The organism is Shewanella sp. JNE2 (assembly GCF_023159115.1).
In the GTDB taxonomy this organism is placed as follows: Bacteria; Pseudomonadota; Gammaproteobacteria; order Enterobacterales; family Shewanellaceae; genus Shewanella; species Shewanella putrefaciens.
Window position 1 is genome coordinate 2,705,913 of sequence record NZ_CP096169.1, and the last position, 22,660, is coordinate 2,728,572.

Sequence of the window (22,660 nt, forward strand, 5' to 3'; positions counted from 1 at the left end):
AGAAGGTTATTATCGAGATTACATTGGACGATTTTTTTCGATAAGACGATTAAAAATCGCATTAACAGATAAAGAGGCTCCATGGGCAATCTTATCTGCCAACTTTTTCTTCACTTGATAACGCAACTTATACACTTTGCGATCTTTCGCCAGCGACATGACAACATCATCACTCGTCAGAATTTCATCAACAAGCCCGAGTTCAATGGCCTGCTGACCATACCAATGCTCACCCGTTGCCACCTTCTCCAAATTCAGTTCGGGGCGATATTTACTCACAAAGGCTTTGAACAACACATGGGTTTCTTCGAGTTCCTCTTGGAACTTCTGCCTTCCCTCATCGGTGTTTTCACCAAAAACCGTTAACGTCCGTTTGAAATCGCCAGCCGTATGCTGCTCATAGTCAATTTCATGTTTTTTCAGTAAACGATTAAAGTTCGGCAATTGGGCAACAACACCAATGGAACCGACGATAGCAAAAGGCGCGGCATAAATTTTATTTGCTACGCAAGCCATCATATAACCACCACTGGCAGCGACTTTATCAACACAGACCGTCAGCAGGATATCGGCTTGACGTAAACGATCTAACTGGCTGGAGGCTAAACCATAGCCATGGACCATTCCACCACCACTCTCAACATTAACAACGACTTCATCACCTTTTTCGGCAATGGCTAAAATGGCACTGATTTCTTCACGCAGTGAAGCAACCTCAGCTGCATCGATACTGCCCTTAAAATCAATAACAAAAACCTTACCTTTACTGGTATCCCCCTCTGTTTTGTCCTTGACCTTTTCATCTATTTTTAGCTGTTTTTCATAGGCTTTGAATTCTTTTTTTGAGAGTAATTCTTCTTTTAAGCCATGTTTAAGCTCTTCTAACTCTTCAGATAAGTTGGTAATCCTCAACTCGCCCTTATCTGATTTATGTTTCACAGTCGAAGCCAATACCACAATAATAACGGCCACAATTGCGACCACTATAGTGATAGCTTTCGCCAGAAACATGCCATATTCGTATAAAAATTCCAAAGTGTTCTCCGTTGGGACGCAGGTTTGCGTATCTCTTCACTTAATTTATTGCGGGCTATTCTAACAGCCTAAAGGCCCATAAAAAAACCCAGCGTGAGCTGGGTTTTTCAGATTAAGGCAATATTAGTTAGGACAAGTCGCAATCACGTTGCTGTTTGTCACTAAAATGGTTGCATCACCACTGGCGGCATAGGTTGCTACTTGGGTTTGCATTTCAACCGTTGCAGCGGCTGCCAAACCATCCGTTGATTCCTTTTCTTTAGGATCAACAAGCGAACTATGATGACCTTTAGCAAAACGAACTACACCTTTTCCTTTAGTTGTGCTATCAACACAAGGTAAACCTAATGAAGCAATCAGAGGTTCGGTTCCGGATAATGGGAAATTATCCACACGGTTTGGTAGGACCTGATCACCTAAGTTACCATTACCATCTCCCGCGACTTCAATAAGATGTACAGGTAAACCAGTCGCTTTTAACATAGCAGCATGGTTAACAGGATCCGCCGAGTCAATCGCAGTTTGTACTGCAAAAGCAAAGGTTGGAATAAATTGCGCGTAAACCGCTTGTACTAATGCCGCATATTCAGGGCTACCGACTTCATAACCTGCGGTATTAGCCTTATCCACTAGCGCTTTGAAGGTGGTAGATGCCGTAATATTACTAAACAGTACAGGAGCAAAGGTTGCAGAACCTGCAAATGCGCCCGCTAAGCCACCAGCAGGAGCAACTAAGGATGCAGCCTTGATAGCATAGGCATTTTGTAACGCCTCGCCCGTCGTTGGATGTTTCATGCCTGTACTGGCATAGGTCGCAAAATCGGTACCAACTATCGCACCTAAGCTAAGCCCTTGTACACTGATGTTATAAACATCAAAAAGTTGCTGCTGTCCAGCCTGTGCTAACCCTTGTGCTAATCCAGTCAGTGCCAGCCTTACACCTAAATGGTCCATCGTCGCTTGACGGAAATTATCTCGCACCGATAGCGTGCTAGAAATATTCACAAACACCAACGGGTTACCATTTTTAAAGGCTTCCGAGTTACCCACAACTGCACCGAAGGCAGGATCGGTTGCAGTGACTTCATAAATACCATCACCGTTAGCATCGAATGAACGCGCTCCATGGAGCGGCATATCAATAGCAATGGTTGCGACGCCCATAGCCGCATAGCTGCCAGCATAGGCGAGTGACATCTCTTTACCGCCACCTAAACCATGCAGTGCAAGCGTTGTTGGCCAGCCGGCCGCTGGTTGTGTAAAGGTTTTACCCTGCTGCTGATAAAATGCGGCCAATTTTGTCGGGTTAGGCATTGAAATCAGCACGGGGACCGTTTCATATCCCTTAATCTCGGGGATAGGATTGAACTTAGTCAGATGTTTAGTCTTATCTACCGCCGTGCCATCATCTAACAACCAAGTTTTACCCGCCATTAACGAAGGATTTGCCAAGGCATCAGCGGGATTGGCAATACCGTTAGCCACAGCTTGCATACCAAAGTTCGTTTGACTCAACGTACCCGCTTGCAATGCTAATAACACAGAAACTGGACTATCACCTTGGGCTTTCCAACGACCATTAATTAATGGTTGTCCTGAAGAAGATAAACAACTGACAGAAGAACAATCACCGTAAATGGGGAGTTTAATTTTCGCAGTATAAACATCAGCCAAGTTTGCAACGACATATGCTGGACTGGTTTGATCTGTTATCCCCGCCACTTGTGCAACAGTCAATCCTGTTGGTGTTGGCATTTGGGCAAAACTTGGGGCATATGGCGCACCTTGGGCCATCAATAACTTAGTAGTTTCATAGACATTTGCCACTGATTGGGTGGTAAATAGTCCTGCATAATTAATCGTGGTAGTATCTACATTATGGGCGGCAGCAATCCCTTTTTCATAACTGTTGACTAAGGTTTGCAACATCAGCTGATCTGGCGTTTCCAGTGGTAACGTATTGATATCCATCTTCAACAAACCATAGGTTGTTGAAGGCGCAATACCACGACCTTCAGAATCTTGAATAAGATTGGTCGTCGCATAGATATAGGATTGGCCCGCTTTAAGTGGCTTAAGCGGTACGATGACCACTTTGTTGCCCGATGCGGTTGATACAAAGTCAACACCAAACTGCAGTTCTGCGCCAACTTTACAGGCTGAAACAGACGGTTTAGCCTTACATTCGGGATCAGACGATAGTGCACCGCCTACAGTGGCCTCAAACATTCTCACCGCGCCCGGCTGTGCAACCGATGCAGCCATTAAGGTCAGTGGTGTCCCGTCATGTTTTTTCGCTAAATCGATATCAATAGAAATTGGTGATGTTGTTGACCAACCATCTAAGGCCCCTAGGGCAATTTGTGGGTCAACATAATTACCCGAACTTTCGCCAGGGATCGCTAATGTGCCGTCAGTCGTGCCACTGAACAGCAAATCATTTGGTAATGGAACTTTAGCGTTGGCAGGGTCAAACACCATACGCGATTCAGGGATGAGCACTTCCGTCTTATCCTTGAGTTCGTTATAGCTGTCCTCGCCACATCCTGTGAGGCCTAGTGCAGATGCAATCGCAACACCCAAAATGAGTCTTTTCATCTTTTTTCCCCAAATCTTGTTGTAATAGTTTTGTTTTCCCCAAGAAATTAGTCACAATAGCAAAAAATCTGTGACTAATAGGGCTTATGTTAGCCCCTAACTCGTTTCAAGTTAACGTAAAAATATTGAGTTAGCCACAAGTTTGTCACAAACATTTTTGCTATTTATAACAAAGTTTCATTCATTTGTTTGAAACATGCGTTTATCACTTCGGCTAGTCGAGAAGTGGCGGGCATTCTCGCCAAGAGGAAAAAGAGACTCATGTTGGAATATCAAGCAGCAAAAGATTTACTTCAGGGCAAAACAATCTTAGTCACAGGCGCAGGTGCTGGTATTGGTAAAGCGGCCGCTATTGCATTTGCAAAACACGGCGCCACCGTGATTTTACTCGGTAAAACAGTGAAAAAACTGGAAGCGGTTTACGATCTAATAGAACAAGCCGGTTATCCCAAACCTGCTATAGTGCCATTGGATCTTAAGGGTGCAACGGAACAAAACTACCAAGATATGGCCGACACCATTGCAGAACAATTTGGTCATTTAGACGGCTTATTACATAATGCTAGCTTGCTCGGTGCCTTAGGTCCGTTTGAACACATCGATATTTCATCACTCGAAGATGTGCTCAAAGTGAACGTCACGGCCCAAGTTATGCTCACAAAAGCCTTATTGCCTGTCATGCGTCAAGCACCCAGTGCATCGATTATCTTTACGTCGAGCAGTGTGGGTCGTCAAGGCCGCGCCTATTGGGGACCTTATGCTTTCTCTAAGTTTGCCACTGAGGGCATGATGCAAGTTCTCGCCCATGAATGCGATGGCACCTCAGTTCGAGTGAACAGTATCAATCCTGGTGCAACCCGCACTGAGATGCGCGCTAAAGCCTACCCCGCAGAGAATCCACTGGATCTCAAAACCGCTGAAGAGATCATGCCGACCTATCTATATTTGATGGGTCAAGATTCTAGTGCCGTCAACGGACAGCAGTTTAACGCTCAATAAGTGAAATAGCGATTAAACAAAAGGAGCCCTTATGGCTCCTTTTGTTTTTAGAACTCACCCACAAGCTGAATTTTTGCAAAATAAATCATCGTTTTAGCCTGAGTACTTATACTTGATTCATTCTGCACATTCTGTGCATCAAGTTGAGCATTGGCTATCTCATGGCTTGAATAATAACTGACCCACAACTCATTTCCGTCAATCACAACGCCCGCATAACTGGTATCGCCCTTCGATGGCAGCGTCAGTAACTCTTGAACCACGCCAGTATCGGGGTGAATTTCAACTAAAGCCGTGCGAACTTGTTCATCATATAAACGCACTACTGCCAACAAACGGGATTGATACATCAACATCACTGGCCCACCAATGCGCTTATCGAGTTCTTGCCATTGCCAATCGATAAATGGCGCTTGACTGCAACCAAGTAAACCAACATATTCCGGTCCCCATACGGGATCGCGCCTCAATAGACAAAAGCCGTTGTCTTGATCAAAAACAATTGCACTTTCATTGACATAACCCTGATTATTAAACACCATTAACCAAGTCTCAAACTGCACCCCATCATCACTTTTATACAAGCGGGTATCGCCATCAGGCCCAGCGCGATAACCTACGCCATAGAGTGCATTTTGATATTCGGTTAAGCGCCATAACCAATAACCTTTATCACCAATTTTGAGCGCATCCGACCACACTAGCCCATCGAGTGAACGCCAAAGATGTGATTGTAAGCCTGACTTATTGTGCAAAGTCCCACCGCCAAGTAAGAGTAATTCTCCTTGATACTCAATCAGTTTACCATCGCGTAAATCCGCCTCATCCGAACAGATCAGCGCCACGCTCTGCCAAGTTTCACCTAAATCCGCTGAGCGTAGAATACGCAGTGCACCATCGGGTGACACATGGGCAGTACCTTCACGGAAAACGCAAAACAGTGCCCCCTGAAATCTGATTAAATCGGTAAATGCATTATGGGCACCCTGTTCCCAAATTCGTTTTACTGAAATTAGCTTCATCCATTCACTCCTCAATCCAACTGAGACTTGTTATAACATAGCTGCAAATAACAGAAAGCAAAAAGGCCGCGAAGCGGCCTTTTGATTGGGATAGAACAACTTAACTGCGCTGGCGCGTTGGTTTAGCTTTTCCAGCCCCTGTGACTTTATGCTTACGCACCGCGCGGCGAATTTTGGCACTTTTAACCTGAGCACGGGCCACACTGTGTTTATCAGCAGCAAGCATAGTGCGCGTTTCAGGCTCAAGACCCGCTAATTGACGCAAATAATTAACTTGTTCAACGGGCAATTCAACCCAACCACCGCGGGGCAGTGATTTTGGCAATTCGACCATACCATAACGAATACGGATCAAACGGCTCACCTGCACTTCTTGGGATTCCCACAGACGGCGTACTTCACGGTTACGACCTTCGCGTAAACACACATGCCACCACTGGTTCATGCCTTCGCCGCCCGCTGGCTTGATGCTATCAAACTGTGCTGGGCCGTCCTCTAACATCACACCTGTACGCAAACGTTGCACTGTCGCCTCAGGGATTTCACCGAAGGTACGCACTGCGTATTCGCGGTCAACTTCGTTCGATGGATGCATTAAGCGGTTTGCTAACTCACCATCTGAGGTAAACAACAATAAACCTGAGGTATTGATGTCTAAACGACCTACCGCTACCCAGCGTGAATCACGCACTTTAGGTAAGCGATCGAATACCGTTGGACGGCCTTCAGGATCTTTACGACTGCAAATTTCGCCTTCGGGTTTATGATATGCCAGTACACGGCAAATCACGTCTTCGGCAGACTTTAACGAAATGGCTCTGCCATCGATACGCACTTTAGCATCGGCTTCAATACGATCCCCAAGGCTAGCAATTTCACCATCAATACTAACTCGGCCTGCAGCAATCCATGCCTCCATCTCACGACGGGAGCCATGGCCTGCACGGGCCAAGACTTTCTGCAATTTTTCACTCATTAGTATTTTGCTCTTCTGACTGTTCTGGCGCTGATTTCAAACCTGAAAAAACCGCCTGCAATGACTCAGTATCCGACAGCGGCGGTAAATCCGCTAAGGTGTCTAAGCCAAAATATGCTAAAAATTCTAAGGTAGTGGCATATAACGCGGGTCGCCCCGGTACTTCTTTATGACCAACTACTTTAATCCAATGTCTATCTGACAAACTTTTTATGATATGGCTACTTATAGCCACACCGCGCACCTGTTCAATATCGCCACGAGTCACAGGTTGACGATAAGCAATCACCGCCAAAGTTTCTAATGTCGCACGCGAATATTTAGGGGCTTTTTCCTGCCACAGGGGCTGCAAAAAAGGACTCAATACTTCTAAGGTCTGGAAGCGATAACCCCCAGCGACTTTCACAAGTTGTACACCTCTGTCTTGATAATCCTGTTGCAACTCATCCAATGCCGCTTTTATTTTGTCTCTGGAAACCGTGAAATCCACCAAGACAGTGTCTTTCAACATTTTCGCCGACAAGGGTTTCCCCAATACAAACAAACTCGCTTCAATAAGCTGTTTTAATTGAGTCGGATTTATCTGCATCAATTAATAGGCCTTAACGTAAATAGTTGAAAACGGTTCTGTTTGGTACAATTCGACCAATAATTCTTTGACTAATTCCATCAAAGCTAAGAAGGTGACTACCACGCCAGCACGGCCTTCTTCTACGGTAAATAAACGTTCAAAGGCCGTAAAATCTTCCGAGTTCAACATGGCTAAAATCTGGCTCATGCGTTCACGGGTCGATAACTGTTCACGCTTAACATGATGATCTTCATAGGCATCGATACGTTTGAGTACATCACCAAAGGCGCGGGCAATTTCAAACAACGAAACTTCTGGCGGGATCACCAGTGGCTTAATCCCGGGTGCTGCCACGGCTTTGGCTTGAAATACATCCCGCTCGAGCCGCGGTAAATCATCGAGTTTTTGCGACGCTTCTTTAATCACTTCATAGGCTTTAAGCTGCCGAATAAGCTGTGCCCGTGGATCTTCCTCAACCTCATCTTCGGCCACCATACGCGGCAGCAGCAAACGGGATTTAATCTCGGCAAGCGTTGCTGCCATCACTAAATAATCGGCGGCAAGTTCGATTCGAGCCTGAGTCAGCAACGTAATATATTCTAAATACTGCGCGGTGATTTGCTGAATGGGTAAATCGACAACGTCTAATTTTTGCTTACGGATCAAATATAAAAGTAAATCCAATGGTCCTTCAAAGGACTCAAGGAACACTTCCAATGCCTCCGGCGGAATAAACAAATCCAGCGGCATTTCGGTCATGGCCTGACCACGAATAACGGCTAAGGGTAAACTCTGTTGCGTGCCCTGCATCCGCTATCTTGCTCCGTTAACACTGCGCTATCCAACCTAGGCTAACGCCAAACGCGCGATTATACCTGTAAATTTACGGCGATAAAACTGCCAAATGTTGACTACCACTATCCGAATCACTTACCCGCATCCATTAGCGATAAATCTAATGCGGCAGATTTAGAGGAACGGCGTGATATCACCCGCGCCTTCACGTAAAATCTCGGCGCCATCTTCAGACATATCAATTACAGTCGTCGGCTTTTCGCCTAAATAACCACCGTGGATAATCACATCCACTTGATGCTCGAGCAAATCACGAATTTGTTCAGGATCAGACTCGGCAAACTCGGCATTTGGCATCACTAAACTGGTCGACATCAGCGGCGCATCTAAGGCTTCAAGCAACGCCAGTGCGATCACATTGTCGGGCACGCGAATACCTATGGTCTTTTTCTTGTCATTTTGCAGCCGACGGGGCACTTCTTTGGTCGCTTTAAAAATGAAGGTATAAGGTCCAGGCGTGCAACTTTTTAGAATACGATAGGCTTGGTTATCCACCTTGGCGTAGGTTGCAAGCTCGGAGAGATCGCGGCACATCAATGAAAAATTATGATCGTTCTCAATTTGACGAATTCTCGCCATCCGCGTCATCGCGTCTTTCTCACCAATCAAGCAGCCTAATGCATAGCCTGAATCGGTGGGGTAAACAATCACACCGCCTGCTTTTAAGGCTGCGACGGCTTGACTGATAAGACGGGCTTGCGGATTTACTTCATGTACATAAAAAAACTGACTCATGGTCGTTCCATCCAAGATCTCGATTGCCAGACCCAATCAATACCTTGGGGCTGATACAGATTTTTACCTAATTCTATCCAATTGCTTGGAAAGTGAAAATCACTCCCTATCGATGCAAGCAACTGGTTTTGAACGCTCAGCGCCACAAGATTGGCCCTGTCGTCTAACGTTTGCTGGCCGAGTACCACTTCCATGGCATCCCCACCTGCTTCTTTAAATTCGCGCACTAAGCGCTTAAGCCACTTAGCGGATAACTTGTAACCGCTAGGGTGGGCTAACACAGCTAACCCGCCCGCGTTGTGGATCACTTCAATCGCGCTGGCCATATCGCCCCAATTATTGGGCACATAACCGGTTTTACCTCGAGCTAAATAGCGTTTAAATACACTCGGCATATCCACAGCATGACCCTTATCAGCCATCCAGCGAGCGTAATGTCCACGGCTCAACGCGGCATCACCCGCCAACGCCTTAGCGCCTTCGTAGGCACCTTCGATACCAGCTTTAGCTAATCTATGGCCAATTTCTTGGGCACGTAATTCACGTAATTCACGCTGGTTTTCTAAAAATGCTAATAGCGCGAGGTTATCAGCATCGAAGTTAAGCGCCACGATATGAATATCGTAACTATTCCAGCGAGTAGAGATTTCCACGCCAGAAATCAATTTCAATGGTGCAGCTTGTGCCTGATTAAAGGCACGGGCTTCAGGTAAACCTGCCACAGTGTCGTGATCGGTGATCGCAAATAACTGCACGCCCTTTTCAAGGGCTCTTGCCACCAATTCAGACGGCGTTAACTGACCATCGGACGCGGTCGTGTGGCTATGTAGATCAGCCAATATGCTTTGAGTATTCATGGCGCTATTGTACGCGCATTTGTTAACAAATGCGCTGCTATCTCGCACTTTGTCGCTAAGTCATTTTAATTTTATGCCTCATTGAAGTGGATAAATCGCAGAAAATGAAAAATATTCAATTGACATTATTGCTCAGCTCATGTTTTCTATAGGTCCATTAACGAATTAGCGAGACCCTTTTTGAATGACCCACATTAACGCTTCATTAAACATCATTTGGTGGTGGCACTTCCCAACGTAGCGGGTGGTGTGAAGCTCTGTGCTCATTTGAAAGTGACCAGAATCAACAAGAAGCCCGCAGAAATGCGGGCTTTTTTGTTAGGTGCGAAAAATGTCGGCAAACTCGGGTGAAAAATTAAGAAAGCGAGATAACTCATAATGTTAAAGACATTTAATCAGGTAGCTGGAGTATGAACATGCCCAAACAGACATTCGCACGCTCAAGCAAGCTCAAGGCGGCATTAACCTACCACAGCGATCCACTGCGCTTATATCAGCACATCACCCAAGATGCACCCCATACTATGTTGCTCGAATCGGCCGAAATCGACAGTAAAGATCATTTAAAAAGTATGGTGATGACCCATGCCGCCATGATGATCCGCTGCGATGGTTATCAACTGACCTTCACCGCACTGACCGACAATGGCGCGAGCTTACTTGCCCCTATCGAAACCTTTTTCTGCGCGAGTGCAAATCTAGTTAGAGATAACTCGACCTTAGTGGTCACACTGCAAAAAGACACTCAGCTGCAGGATGAAGATGCGCGCTTAAAATCGACCTCGCCACTCGATGGCCTGCGGATGTTTATCCAGCAGATTTATTGTGGCGCTCATACTGACAGCCAGACTAAACCCGCCTTTGAAGATCTGTTTTTAGGTGGCATACTGGCCTACGACTTGATTGATACCGTTGAGCCACTGCCCGCCGTACCGAACCGCGATAACGATTGCCCAGACTACTTATTCTACCTCGCCGAAACCTTAATCCTTATCGACCATAAACTAAAACAAGCCGACATCATTACCCATAACTTCAGCCTTGATTCGGATCACAGTGCTGCAGTCACTACAGCGCTAAGTGAGCGGGTACAAAATTTAAGTACAGAGTGTAAAAACTTAGATAATTCACCTGCCGATGTGCCGACACTGGCCGCTATCGACGCAACTGAGCAAGTCAATATTTCCGATGAGGAGTTCAAACAAACCGTTATCGATTTGAAAGAACACATTATTGCAGGCGATATTTTCCAAGTGGTGCCATCCCGTAGCTTTAGTTTGCCTTGCCCGAATACCTTAGGGGCTTATCGCGCCCTGCGCCTGACTAACCCAAGCCCCTATATGTTTTATTTCAGGGGGCATGATTTTACGCTGTTTGGTGCCTCACCAGAAAGTGCGCTCAAATTTGATGCCAGCAGTAATCAAGTGGAAGTCTACCCGATTGCTGGCACCCGTAAACGCGGTAAAACCGCCACAGGCGAGATTGATTTTGACTTAGATAGCCGCATCGAACTTGAACTGCGCTTAGATAAAAAAGAACTGTCGGAACACTTAATGCTGGTCGATTTAGCTCGCAACGATATCGCGCGCATCAGCCAAAGCGGCAGCCGCAAAGTCGCCGAACTACTAAAAGTTGACCGTTATTCCCATGTAATGCACCTCGTCAGCCGCGTAACGGGGCAATTACGCCAAGATTTAGATGCGCTGCATGCTTATCAGGCCTGTATGAATATGGGCACATTAGTGGGCGCACCAAAAGTACGTGCATCACAACTGGTACGCCAAGCGGAAAAAGCGCGCCGCGGCAGCTATGGCGGCGCTGTGGGTTACCTTAACGCCCTTGGTGACATGGATACTTGCATCGTGATCCGCTCCGCCTTTGTTAAAAATGGTACCGCCTTTATTCAAGCGGGCGCTGGCGTGGTATTTGATTCTGATCCACAAAGCGAGGCAGATGAAACCCGTCAGAAGGCCCAAGCCGTGATTTCAGCCATCAAGATGGGCGCTGGACTGCTAGTAAATGAATCGTCAGCTCAATCCTCTTCAGTGCAATATAAATAGGAGCCAAATATGAAACTCTATCTACTCGATAACTTTGACTCCTTTACCTATAACCTAGTGGATCAATTTCGCAGCCTAGGTTGTGAAGTGGTGATTTACCGCAACGATGTTGCCGCCGATTATATCGCTGAAAAACTGCTTAACGAACAAGAGCCTGCAGCCCTCGTGTTATCACCAGGACCAGGTGCGCCCCATGAAGCAGGCTCTATGATGGCACTTATCGCCAAAGTTGCGGGTAAGGTACCTATGCTGGGTATCTGCCTTGGGCATCAAGCCATGGTGGAATATTACGGCGGCACAGTGGCACGCGCACCTTTTGTGGTGCACGGCAAAGCAAGTCCGACTTTCCATGACGGTACTGGCGTATTTGTCGGTTTGCCCTCTCCCCTGCCCGTTGCCCGTTATCACAGTCTGGTCGCCACTCACGTACCAGATTGCTTGCAAGTGATCGCAACCACTGACGCTATGCCTATGGCGATTCTTCACCCTGAGCATAGAGCCGTTGGCTTTCAGTTCCATCCAGAATCGATTCTGACGACGTTGGGCAGCACACTGCTCATTCAAACCTTGGCATTTCTGACCCAAGACATAAAAACAGGAGTAAACGCATGAGTACGAACCATATTCAGCCTTTACTCGACCTTTTATACCAAGGTAAGAGTTTAAGTCGCGAGCAAGCCTTTGAGATTTTTAGCGCGTTAATTCGCGGTGAAATGAGTGAAGCCACTATGGCGGGCATGTTAGTCGCGCTCAAGATGCGCGGCGAAACCATAGATGAAATCAGCGGCGCCGCCGATGCCATGCGCGCCGCCGCCAAGACGTTTCCTTACTCGAATGGCGATAACCTTAGCAATGGCATCGTTGACATAGTTGGCACCGGTGGCGATGGCTTTAATACCATTAATATTTCCACCACGGCCGCCTTTGTTGCCGCGGCAGCGGGCGCTAAGGTCGCCAAACACGGCAATCGTAGCGTATCGAGTAAATCGGGGTCATCGGATCTTTTGGCGCAGTTTGGCATCGACTTAACCATGTCACCAGACACCGCCAGTCGTTGCCTCGACGCACTGAACCTGTGCTTTTTATTTGCGCCCCACTACCACGGTGGAGTAAAACATGCGGGGCCAGTCAGGCAAGCGCTGAAAACGCGCACTTTATTCAATGTGTTAGGGCCACTTATCAATCCCGCCCGCCCCGAGTTTATGTTACTTGGCGTGTATAGCCCTGAGTTAGTCTTACCGATAGCGAAAGTATTAAAGGCGCTTGGCACAAAACGCGCTATGGTAGTGCACGGCAGTGGTTTAGATGAAGTCGCGCTGCACGGCAACACCCAAGTGGCCGAATTAAAAGACGGCGACATCATAGAGTATCAACTCACGCCCGCCGATTTAGGTGTGCCTTTAGCACAAATCAGTGACTTAGAAGGCGGCGAACCCGCGCAGAATGCCTTGATCACCGAGGCAATTTTGAAAGGTTACGGCACAGATGCGCATGCCAATGCGGTCGCCATTAATGCCGGTTGTGCTTTATATGTGTGTGGAATTGCTGATTCAGTGAAAACAGGAACCTTACTTGCGCTCAGTACCATACAAAGCGGTAAAGCCTTTGAATTGTTAAGCCAATTAGCTAAAGTCAGCAGTGAAACAAAGGAATAAGTGGCAATGACTCAAGAACTGATAACAAATAGCCAAGATATGAGAACTCAGCCACAGGCAGAAACAAACCCTATGCCAAAAAGTAATGTGTTAACCCGTATTGTCGATACCAAAGCGGCCCATATTGCCGCCCTGAAGCTGCGTTTCCCAGAGGCAAGCTTATCGCCAAAAATCTCTGACCGCAGTTTATTTGCCGCACTCAAGGCGCCCAAGGCCGGCTACATTTTAGAATGTAAAAAAGCCAGCCCATCCAAAGGGCTTATCCGTGAGGTGTTTGATGTGGAAGCCATCGCCGATATCTATGGTAAATATGCGGCGGGCATTTCAGTATTAACCGACGAGCAGTTTTTCCAAGGGGATATGGACTATATCCCTAAGGTGCGCGCTCGGGTGAACCAACCTATTCTGTGCAAAGATTTTTTTGTGGACGAATACCAAATTAAACTCGCCGCCCACCAAGGCGCCGATGCAATTTTGCTGATGCTGTCGGTGCTTGATGATGAACAATATCACCGCCTAGCGAAAGAAGCCGCTAAGTATCAACTCGATGTGCTGACTGAAGTCAGTAACGAAGAAGAACTTAAACGCGCCATCGCATTAGATGCGCCGATCATTGGGATCAATAACCGTAACTTAAGGGATTTGAGTACCGATCTCGCCACCACAGAAGCCTTAGCGCCACACATTGGTAGCGACCGCGTGGTGATCAGCGAATCTGGCATCTACAACAATGAGCAAATACGCCGCCTGAGTCCGTTGGTTGATGGCTTCCTCGTCGGCAGCTCAATTATGGCCGAGGCTGATATCGACTTGGCCTGCCGTAAATTGATCTTCGGTCACAATAAAGTCTGCGGCCTCACCCGTGTGGAAGATATTCGCGCCGCGGCAACGTCAGGCGCCGTCTATGCCGGGCTGATTTTTGCTGAAAAATCCCCGCGCGCCTTAACCCTTAATGCAGCTGAAAAATTGCTCAGGGAATATCGCGCATCCGCGGCTCCCGCCATTGAATTCGTCGGCGTGTTTGTTAATGCCGCGCCAAGCACCATTACGGATATCGCAGCCAGTTTGCAGTTATCTGCGGTGCAGCTACACGGCGCGGAAACTGAACTTGAAATCGCACAACTCGCAGAGCGACTTGAGCAAGCGGGACTCACAACTCAAATTTGGAAAGCCGTCAGCGTCGATGCGCAAACGGGTGAGCTTGGTAACTTACCTCAGGGAGCATCGCGATATCTCTTTGATAGTAAAACGGCAGACCAATTTGGCGGCTCGGGCCAAGCCTTTAATTGGCAAAGCATTGATGTGAAATCCCTCTGCCCACAAAAGGCCCATGCCATGTTGGCGGGCGGACTCAACGCCGACAATGCGGCCAGTGCCAATGCCCAAGGATTTTACGGTTTAGATTTTAATTCAGGCCTAGAAACCGCCGCAGGAATTAAATCGGCGCAACTGATCCAAACAGCTTTTGCCAACTTACGTCTCTAAACGGCGAGATAAAACACATTTATATCTGTGGCTCAATTTAACAGCGTACATTTAACAAATGCTTGAGTTGAGAAACCACAGATAAACTGATTGATAAGATAAGGAAAAAGGTATGTCAACGTTAAAGCTTAACCCTTATTTCGGCGAATACGGCGGCATGTATGTGCCACAGATTTTAGTGCCAGCCCTTAAGCAATTAGAAACTGCCTTTGTGGAAGCGCAGGAAGATGACGACTTTAAATCCGAGTTTACCGATTTACTGAAGAACTACGCGGGTCGCCCAACGGCGCTCACTTTAACCCGCAATTTAAGCCCAAATCCTATGGTGAAAATCTATCTTAAACGGGAAGATTTACTCCACGGCGGCGCCCATAAAACCAACCAAGTGTTAGGCCAAGCCCTGCTGGCTAAGCGCATGGGTAAAAAAGAAATTATTGCCGAAACCGGTGCAGGACAACACGGCGTTGCCACCGCCCTTGCCTGCGCGCTGTTAGGCTTAAAATGTAAAGTCTATATGGGCGCCAAAGATGTTGCGCGCCAATCACCTAACGTATTTAGAATGCGTTTGATGGGCGCGGAAGTCATTCCTGTGACCTCAGGTTCTGCCACCTTAAAAGATGCCTGTAACGAGGCGATGCGCGACTGGTCTGGCAGCTACGAAAAGGCCCACTATCTTCTGGGCACAGCTGCGGGGCCACATCCGTTCCCAACCATAGTGCGTGAATTCCAACGCATTATTGGCGAAGAAACCAAGAAGCAAATGCTGGAACGTGAAGGTCGCCTGCCCGATGCCGTTATCGCTTGTGTTGGCGGCGGTTCGAACGCTATCGGTATGTTTGCTGACTTTATCGACGAGCCAAGTGTCGAACTGATTGGCGTCGAACCTGCGGGTAAAGGCATAGACACGCCAATGCACGGCGCGCCGCTTAAACACGGTAAGACTGGTATTTTCTTCGGCATGAAAGCGCCTTTGATGCAAGACAGCGAAGGGCAAATCGAAGAATCTTACTCGATTTCAGCCGGATTGGACTTCCCCTCCGTTGGCCCTCAGCACGCACATCTTAATGCCACTGGCCGCGCCCGTTATGAATCGGCTACCGATGATGAAGCCTTAGAAGCCTTCCAACAACTGGCGCGCTGTGAAGGGATTATCCCAGCATTGGAATCGGCGCATGCTATCGCCTATGCCGTGAAAATGGCGCGCGAGTGTACCAAGGAAACCATTTTAGTGGTCAATCTTTCCGGTCGTGGCGACAAAGATATTTTCACCGTTTCTGACATTTTGAATGGTAAAGAGGAATAATAAACATGAGTGACACGTCTACCAACACTGGCCGTTACCAAGCCACCTTTGCCAAACTCAAGGCCGAAGGCCGGGGCGCTTTTGTCCCCTTCGTCACCCTTGGCGATCCTAGCCCTGAGTTATCGCTAAAAATTATCGATACCTTAGTACAAAACGGTGCCGATGCCTTAGAACTGGGCTTTCCGTTTTCCGATCCCTTGGCCGATGGCCCAGTGATCCAAGGCGCTAACCTGCGTTCTTTAGCCGCAGGCACGACTCCAACGGCGTGTTTTGAATTACTGGCACAAGTGCGTGCAAAATATCCTGAACTGCCAATCGGTTTGCTGCTATATGCGAACTTGGTGTTTGCTAATGGCATAGATGCGTTTTACGCCAAAGCGCAGCAAGCGGGTGTGGATTCAGTGCTTATCGCCGATGTGCCAGTGGAAGAATCAGCGCCCTTTAGCGAAGCCGCTAAAGCCCATGGTATTGCGCCGATTTTTATCGCGCCGCCCAATGCCGACAGTGAAACCCTTGAGCAAGTGAGTAAAAGTGGTGAAGGTTACACCTATCTCTTATCCCGCGCGGGAGTCACAGGCACAGACACGAAAGCTGGCGTGCCGGTAGAGGAAATTTTATCTAAATTAAAAGCCTTTAACGCCCCGCCACCGCTCCTCGGTTTTGGTATTGCCGAGCCTTCACAGGTAAGCGCCGCCATCAAAGCGGGCGCTGCGGGGGCGATTTCTGGCTCTGCCGTAGTAAAAATCATCGAAACCCACCAGCACGATGAAGTTAAGCTACTTGCAACGCTTGGGGAATTTACTCGCGCAATGAAGGCTGCGACCTAAACTAACAGCGTATTTATTTAGTCACAGTTCCTCGGTAGCATGGAGGCCTCGACAATAAAACGGACTTTTTATGCAGTATCGGATCTATATTCTCGAACTCACACCATGGGGCTGTGGATTTGAAGGGGAAGTGGCCGCAAAATGCGACAATGGCGCGCCAATTTGGTTTTACTACCAAGGCAGCGATCAGCAGGCAAAAGCGCGCTTTCCCCTTAACCAATGGGTGACGGTTGAATTATTGGGGCGGCTGGCGAGTGCGAGCCCTCAAGTTGACATCATTGAACAAGCGCCACACCAGCATCTGCAGTTTCCGCTGCATAACTGTCACTTTGAAGCTTCAGGACAGATCATCGACATCAGCCAAACACCCGAAGATACGATTTACCTGTTGCAATCAAACTTACCGCTCCCCTTCGATAATGAACTGGGAAAATCCCCTATCTCACTCAGTGACTGGGTCAATGTGACAGGTGAACTTTGGGTAACAAATTGGATGAATTAAGTCGATAAAAGAAGGTATAGTGATAACCTTTGACCAATCATTCGCCTGATACATTTCCATTAGAGGATCCGATGACCGTTTCTAAATCTTTAGCCAATAACAAACCTCGTACTTTTTTGGGAATACCCAAATTACCCGCCAAGTATGCCACTGTGGTGATGCCATTTTTTCTTTCTATTCTCATGAGTTGTATCGTTTCTGGGATCAGCACTTTCAATGGCGTTGGTGCTTCACCGCAATTTATCGAACTCTGGCTCGGCGCTTGGCTGATCTCATGGATTGTCGCCTTTCCGACATTGCTGATGGTGTTACCTTTAGTACGTAAACTCACCGCCGCCTTTGTCGAACTCCCTTAGTATTGGTAGATATTTATTCATCGTGTTTATGGAATAAAACCGAAAGCCGTCGTTAAAAACGGTTTTCAACGGGACAATTAACATGACACATTAGCTTTCCACTCTGCACAAAACCCTATTAACGCCCTAATGACCCTTTATTTAGTGCTGTTTTTAAACAACGAAATATCATCGTCCTCTCATCGAAAGTTCAATATCTAGACATTTACAGTCGATTTACACTGACATCATTTTGTCACTAGCAGCTATCATTTTTGGCGTATTCTATATCCATTCAATGAGTCGAGACAAATAGAGCTTTAAACCTCAAAAACAAATTAACCAACTGTTTTATAGCGTTATTTATAACATCATTTCATAAAAAACGTCTCTCTTGTCATCAATAACAATCACCAAACATTATCAAAACAGACAATATACAATTCTTTTTTATATCCGCTAAAAGTATGAATCACTCTCATTCACCCAAATGATAACGATTTGCATTTGTATTTTTTAAAGTGCTAATTTACCCCTCCATTATCATCAAAGATAACCGCAGCAGGAAGCTATAGCTAAAAACACTATTAGCGAGATAAATGGATTGTTAAATCAGTTTTGATAGAGATATCCACTAAATTCTTGCTTATCAGTCGACTATTACTGGAAAAGTTCTACTTAGCACAATAGAACCAAAGGAGGCGTAAGTGACTACACTACAAAGGGAAATTGATCGCGAAATCTTTGATCTACTTGGCATAGGCATTGGCCCGTTCAATCTTGGCCTCGCCGCCTTATCAGAACCTATTGACGGCTTTAATTGTTTATTTTTAGATGCTAAAACCAGTTTTGACTGGCATCCAGGCATGCTACTCAAATCCTCAAGACTGCAAACCCCCTTTATGTCAGATCTGGTGACTATGGCCGATCCCACCAGCCGCTACAGTTATCTTAATTTTGCCAAGCAAACGGGCAGACTTTATCCCTTTTATATTCGTGAGAATTTCTTTTTACCTCGCCACGAATACAACTTGTATTGCCAATGGGTGAGCCAACAGCTCAGCAACCTTAAATTTGGTTTTAAGGTCACTCAAGTGGATTACAACGCCGGGGAAGGTATTTATCGAATTACAGGTTTTGATAGACGCAGTGGCAAAACCCATACCTATCAATGCCGAAAGCTAGTGTTAGGCACTGGCACTGAACCTTATCTGCCAAAGGATTGCCCAATCCAAGATGCACGGATCATGCATACCGCCAGTTATATGCAGCAAAAAACCTACCTGCAGAGTCAGAGTGCCATCACAGTGATTGGTAGTGGCCAGAGTGCGGCTGAAGTGTTTTACGATCTACTGCAAGATATTGATACTTATGGTTATCAACTCAATTGGATGACGCGATCACCACGTTTTTATCCCTTGGAATATACCAAGCTTACTTTAGAGATGACCTCGCCAGATTATGTCGATTACTTCCACGAGTTGACCCCTAATCAAAGATGCTCACTGATCGCCAGCCAGAAACAGCTCTACAAAGGGATAAATTCTGAGCTGATCAACGACATTTATGACTTGTTATATCAAAAGCGCCTATTGGCCGATTTTCAATGCCGACTGATGACGAATGCGGCGCTGACTCATATCGAGCCCCAAGCCAATATGCTCAAGTTGCATTTCCACCACAATGAAAAAAATCACACCTTTGAGCAAGAAACGGGCGCCGTCATTTTAGGCACAGGTTACCACTATCGTTTACCCGAGTTTATCAGTGGTATTAAACAACAAGTCGAATTCGATGACGCCGGACAACTTAGCGTGCAGCGTGATTACAGCATAGATATTCGAGGGGATATTTTTGTCCAGAATGTCGGTTTGCATACCCATGGGATAAGCTCACCGGATCTGGGAATGGGCTGTTATCGCAACGGCACCATCTTAAAAGCCGTGCTCGGTTATGCGCCCTACCATATTGAGGAACATATCGCGTTTCAAACCTTCGATCCGGCCAAACTTGCCAGTCATCAGCCCTGCGGCGCCAATGCAATTAACACATTGAATCTTAAGCCTAAACATTTCACTAAAGCATCAGATCACACAAATACTGCTGACGCGCCTCAAAGTCTGTACCCAACCCAAACTGCGACTTCAAGTATAAGTGCAGGCACAAGTTCAGGTGCAGGAACCCACATGTCAGTCTTGATGGCGCCGAATAAGGAGGCGCAATAATGGCAAGTCAATTTAGCAACCATTGCTTAACACAACTATCGGCTATTACAAGCATCAATGGTTTCCAGTTCAGAGCGTTAGATCTTACACAAGACATTCCAACACTACAGTCTTGGCTTAACCAAGATTACGCCAAGTTTTGGGGTATGCAGGGCTTGAACCTTGATGCCATAAAAAATCTGTTAGCAACGACAGAGCACAAGTTTGCCTTGATAGGTGAATGGCAGGCCAAAGCGCTATTTATGGTGGAACTCTACGATCCCGCCCACGATGAAGTCGGCCAGCACTATCGTGTTGCGCCGGGAGATTGCGGTATGCATCTGATTATCGCGCCGCCCGATGGTAACCCCGTCAGCGGCTTATCCTTCAAAGTGATGGATGCGATAGCTAAGCTCGTGCTTAAAAAACTGGCCTTTACTCGCCTCGTAGTTGAACCCGATCAACTCAATATGAAAATTCATCACTTAAATAGCCGAGTAGGTATTCGCTATGAAAAGGCAATTCAATTAAGCACTAAAGCGGCTTTCCTCGGATTTTGCACTGCGGCTGATCGTCTGCTCGCATCAAGCTCGGCTTCTTCGACGCGCTTAACCCAAACAACCTTAGCTCAGCCATGCTCGTTGAAAGCCCCCGTAACCTCTCCCATAACATTATCGACTCTTCAGGTGAATTAGATGAACTTACCCACAAAAGCCTTATTAATGAACCCATTGCCAACGAAAAATCATCATGATCAAGCAGTACATGCTCAACAAAGCTCGGCGCTATCGACAACATCGACTTCTATGCCCGAGCATTTAACCACCGCCTATTGGCAAGCGGCTAATCGTCATTTAGTGAAGAAAATCCTCTGCGAATTCACCCACGAGAAGCTCATTACCCCGACCCTATACGGGCAAAAAGCGGGGCTAAACCACTATGAACTGCGGCTCAAAGACAGCACTTACTATTTTAGTGCGCGGCACTATCAGCTCGATCATCTCGCGATTGATGCGGATACCATCCGCGTTTCACTTGCAGGCAAAGAGCAAACCCTCGATGCGATGTCGCTGATCATTTCCCTTAAAAATGACTTAGGGATCAGTGAAACCTTACTGCCCACGTATTTAGAGGAAATCACCAGCACCCTCTACAGCAAGGCGTACAAGTTAGCGCATCAGGCGATCCCCGCCGCCACACTGGCGCGAGCCGATTATCAAAGCATAGAAGCGGGTATGACAGAAGGTCATCCGGTGTTTATTGCCAATAATGGCCGAATTAGTTTTGATATGCAGGATTACCGTCAATTTGCCCCAGAAAGCGCGATGCCGATGCAGTTAGTCTGGCTTGGCGTACGCAAGAGCAAAACCACGTTTGCCGCCCTCGAAAACTTGAGTCACGACGCATTATTAAAGAAGGAGCTTGGCCAGCAGTTCGATGATTTTCAGCAGCATCTTAAAACCCAGCAGCATGATCCACAGGACTTCTACTTTATGCCTGTGCACCCTTGGCAGTGGCGTGAAAAAATCGCCCGCGTCTTTGCTGGCGATATAGCCCGTGGCGATCTGGTTTATCTTGGTGAAGGCAATGAGCAATATCAAGTACAGCAATCGATACGCACTTTCTTCAATCTTGCATCACCGCAAAAGTGCTACGTCAAAACCGCGCTTTCTATCCTAAATATGGGCTTTATGCGTGGTCTATCGCCCCTTTACATGAGCTGCACACCGCAGATCAATGCTTGGGTTGCAAACTTGGTTGAAAACGATCCTTACTTTGCCCAACAAGGCTTTGTGATCCTGAAGGAAATTGCCGCAATAGGTTATCACCACACCTATTACGAGCAGGCACTCACCCAAGATAGCGCCTACAAAAAAATGCTCTCAGCCCTGTGGCGCGAAAGCCCACTACCGCACATTGAGCCTAAGCAAAATCTGATGACCATGGCAGCGCTACTGCATACGGATCATGAAGATAAGGCCCTTATTGCAGCCTTGATAGTCGCCTCAGGCTTACCTGCAAAGGATTGGGTCAGTCGCTATTTAAACCTGTATTTATCGCCGCTGTTACATGCCTTTTTTGCCTACGATCTGGTCTTTATGCCACATGGTGAAAACCTGATCTTAGTGCTCGATGAATATGTGCCAGTCAAGATTTTAATGAAAGACATAGGCGAAGAAGTCGCGGTACTCAATGGCGCGAAGCCGCTACCTGATGATGTAAAACGCCTTGCGGTTAGCCTTGAAGAAGAGATGAAGCTTAACTACATCTTACTGGATATTTTTGACTGTATTTTCCGCTATTTAGCACCGCTACTCGATGAGCAAACCAGTGTCAGTGAAAGCCAATTCTGGGAGTTAGTGGCGGACAATGTACGTGATTACCAAGCCCAGCATCCACATTTGGCCGACAAGTTTGCCCAATATGATCTGTTTAAGGACAGCTTTGTACGCACGTGCCTCAATCGTATCCAATTGAATAATAACCAACAAATGATAGACCTCGCCGACAGGGAGAAAAACCTGCGTTTCGCCGGTGGCATCGACAATCCCTTGGCGGCCTTTAGACAAAGCCATGCCTTTAAGCGCCCTATGCTTAGCAGCGCTGAGCAAAGGACACGTTAACACACCACAAAGTGGAT

General features: G+C 46.9%; 20 protein-coding genes and 1 other annotated feature. Of the genes, 12 read left to right on the forward strand and 8 right to left on the reverse strand.

What is annotated here, in order from left to right:
- Positions 1 to 18: 18 nt before the first annotated feature.
- Positions 19 to 1,035: a protease SohB gene (gene sohB, locus MZ182_RS12030; RefSeq protein WP_011919501.1), complete on the reverse strand. Its 1,017-nt coding sequence runs from the start codon at positions 1,033 to 1,035 to the stop codon at positions 19 to 21.
- A gap of 123 nt (positions 1,036 to 1,158) precedes the next feature.
- Positions 1,159 to 3,633 (reverse strand): VolA/Pla-1 family phospholipase, encoded by a 2,475-nt coding sequence (locus MZ182_RS12035; protein ID WP_248067136.1) that lies wholly within the window; start codon positions 3,631 to 3,633, stop codon positions 1,159 to 1,161.
- A gap of 261 nt (positions 3,634 to 3,894) precedes the next feature.
- Here MZ182_RS12035 and MZ182_RS12040 point away from each other — a divergent pair, with 261 nt between their 5' ends.
- Positions 3,895 to 4,632 (forward strand): YciK family oxidoreductase, encoded by a 738-nt coding sequence (locus tag MZ182_RS12040; RefSeq protein WP_011788949.1) that lies wholly within the window; start codon positions 3,895 to 3,897, stop codon positions 4,630 to 4,632.
- A 47-nt stretch (positions 4,633 to 4,679) separates the two neighbouring features.
- Here the strand turns inward: MZ182_RS12040 and MZ182_RS12045 are convergent, their stop codons facing one another.
- From MZ182_RS12045 to rnm, 6 genes are all read right to left on the reverse strand, one after another.
- Positions 4,680 to 5,654 (reverse strand): exo-alpha-sialidase, encoded by a 975-nt coding sequence (locus MZ182_RS12045; protein ID WP_248067133.1) that lies wholly within the window; start codon positions 5,652 to 5,654, stop codon positions 4,680 to 4,682.
- 100 nt (positions 5,655 to 5,754) lie between these two features.
- Positions 5,755 to 6,630, reverse strand: a complete 876-nt coding sequence (rluB, locus tag MZ182_RS12050) for a 23S rRNA pseudouridine(2605) synthase RluB (RefSeq protein ID WP_011788947.1) — start codon at positions 6,628 to 6,630, stop codon at positions 5,755 to 5,757.
- Positions 6,623 to 7,219 carry an SMC-Scp complex subunit ScpB gene (scpB, locus tag MZ182_RS12055; RefSeq protein ID WP_011788946.1) on the reverse strand — a complete coding sequence of 199 codons (597 nt, stop codon included), beginning with the start codon at positions 7,217 to 7,219 and terminating at the stop codon, positions 6,623 to 6,625. Before scpB ends, rluB begins: the two co-directional genes overlap by 8 nt.
- A 3-nt stretch (positions 7,220 to 7,222) precedes the next feature.
- Positions 7,223 to 8,011 (reverse strand): segregation and condensation protein A, encoded by a 789-nt coding sequence (locus MZ182_RS12060; protein ID WP_011788945.1) that lies wholly within the window; start codon positions 8,009 to 8,011, stop codon positions 7,223 to 7,225.
- A 159-nt stretch (positions 8,012 to 8,170) separates the two neighbouring features.
- Positions 8,171 to 8,791, reverse strand: a complete 621-nt coding sequence (locus MZ182_RS12065; protein WP_011788944.1) for an L-threonylcarbamoyladenylate synthase — start codon at positions 8,789 to 8,791, stop codon at positions 8,171 to 8,173.
- A complete protein-coding gene (rnm, locus tag MZ182_RS12070) occupies positions 8,788 to 9,648 on the reverse strand; it encodes an RNase RNM (RefSeq protein ID WP_011788943.1) in 861 nt (286 codons plus the stop codon). Before rnm ends, MZ182_RS12065 begins: the two co-directional genes overlap by 4 nt.
- Before the next feature lie 211 nt (positions 9,649 to 9,859).
- Positions 9,860 to 9,967: a sequence feature (Trp leader region), on the forward strand.
- Between the two features lie 97 nt (positions 9,968 to 10,064).
- Here rnm and MZ182_RS12075 point away from each other — a divergent pair.
- The 11 genes from MZ182_RS12075 to MZ182_RS12125 all read left to right on the forward strand — a co-directional run bounded on the left by MZ182_RS12075 (position 10,065) and on the right by MZ182_RS12125 (position 22,643).
- Positions 10,065 to 11,708, forward strand: a complete 1,644-nt coding sequence (locus MZ182_RS12075; RefSeq protein ID WP_248067131.1) for an anthranilate synthase component 1 — start codon at positions 10,065 to 10,067, stop codon at positions 11,706 to 11,708.
- 9 nt (positions 11,709 to 11,717) lie between these two features.
- On the forward strand, positions 11,718 to 12,320 hold the full coding sequence (locus tag MZ182_RS12080) for an aminodeoxychorismate/anthranilate synthase component II (protein WP_248067129.1): 603 nt from the start codon (positions 11,718 to 11,720) through the stop codon (positions 12,318 to 12,320).
- A complete protein-coding gene (gene trpD, locus MZ182_RS12085) occupies positions 12,317 to 13,363 on the forward strand; it encodes an anthranilate phosphoribosyltransferase (protein ID WP_248067127.1) in 1,047 nt (348 codons plus the stop codon). The genes MZ182_RS12080 and trpD overlap by 4 nt, the downstream gene beginning before the upstream one ends.
- Positions 13,364 to 13,369: 6 nt before the next feature.
- Complete coding sequence (gene trpCF, locus MZ182_RS12090; RefSeq protein WP_248067126.1) at positions 13,370 to 14,848, forward strand: bifunctional indole-3-glycerol-phosphate synthase TrpC/phosphoribosylanthranilate isomerase TrpF; 1,479 nt, start codon at positions 13,370 to 13,372, stop codon at positions 14,846 to 14,848.
- A gap of 112 nt (positions 14,849 to 14,960) precedes the next feature.
- On the forward strand, positions 14,961 to 16,151 hold the full coding sequence (gene trpB, locus MZ182_RS12095; RefSeq protein ID WP_248067124.1) for a tryptophan synthase subunit beta: 1,191 nt from the start codon (positions 14,961 to 14,963) through the stop codon (positions 16,149 to 16,151).
- A 5-nt stretch (positions 16,152 to 16,156) separates the two neighbouring features.
- A complete protein-coding gene (trpA, locus tag MZ182_RS12100; protein ID WP_248067121.1) occupies positions 16,157 to 16,978 on the forward strand; it encodes a tryptophan synthase subunit alpha in 822 nt (273 codons plus the stop codon).
- 70 nt (positions 16,979 to 17,048) lie between these two features.
- On the forward strand, positions 17,049 to 17,480 hold the full coding sequence (locus tag MZ182_RS12105) for a glycerate kinase (protein ID WP_248067119.1): 432 nt from the start codon (positions 17,049 to 17,051) through the stop codon (positions 17,478 to 17,480).
- A gap of 71 nt (positions 17,481 to 17,551) precedes the next feature.
- Complete coding sequence (locus tag MZ182_RS12110; protein WP_248067117.1) at positions 17,552 to 17,836, forward strand: DUF2798 domain-containing protein; 285 nt, start codon at positions 17,552 to 17,554, stop codon at positions 17,834 to 17,836.
- 686 nt (positions 17,837 to 18,522) lie between these two features.
- A complete protein-coding gene (locus tag MZ182_RS12115) occupies positions 18,523 to 20,040 on the forward strand; it encodes a lysine N(6)-hydroxylase/L-ornithine N(5)-oxygenase family protein (RefSeq protein WP_248067114.1) in 1,518 nt (505 codons plus the stop codon).
- On the forward strand, positions 20,040 to 20,714 hold the full coding sequence (locus tag MZ182_RS12120) for a GNAT family N-acetyltransferase (RefSeq protein WP_248067111.1): 675 nt from the start codon (positions 20,040 to 20,042) through the stop codon (positions 20,712 to 20,714). Before MZ182_RS12115 ends, MZ182_RS12120 begins: the two co-directional genes overlap by 1 nt.
- The gene (locus MZ182_RS12125) at positions 20,715 to 22,643 is read left to right on the forward strand and encodes an IucA/IucC family protein (protein WP_248067109.1); all 1,929 of its coding nucleotides are present in this window, start codon (positions 20,715 to 20,717) and stop codon (positions 22,641 to 22,643) included.
- Positions 22,644 to 22,660: the final 17 nt, after the last annotated feature.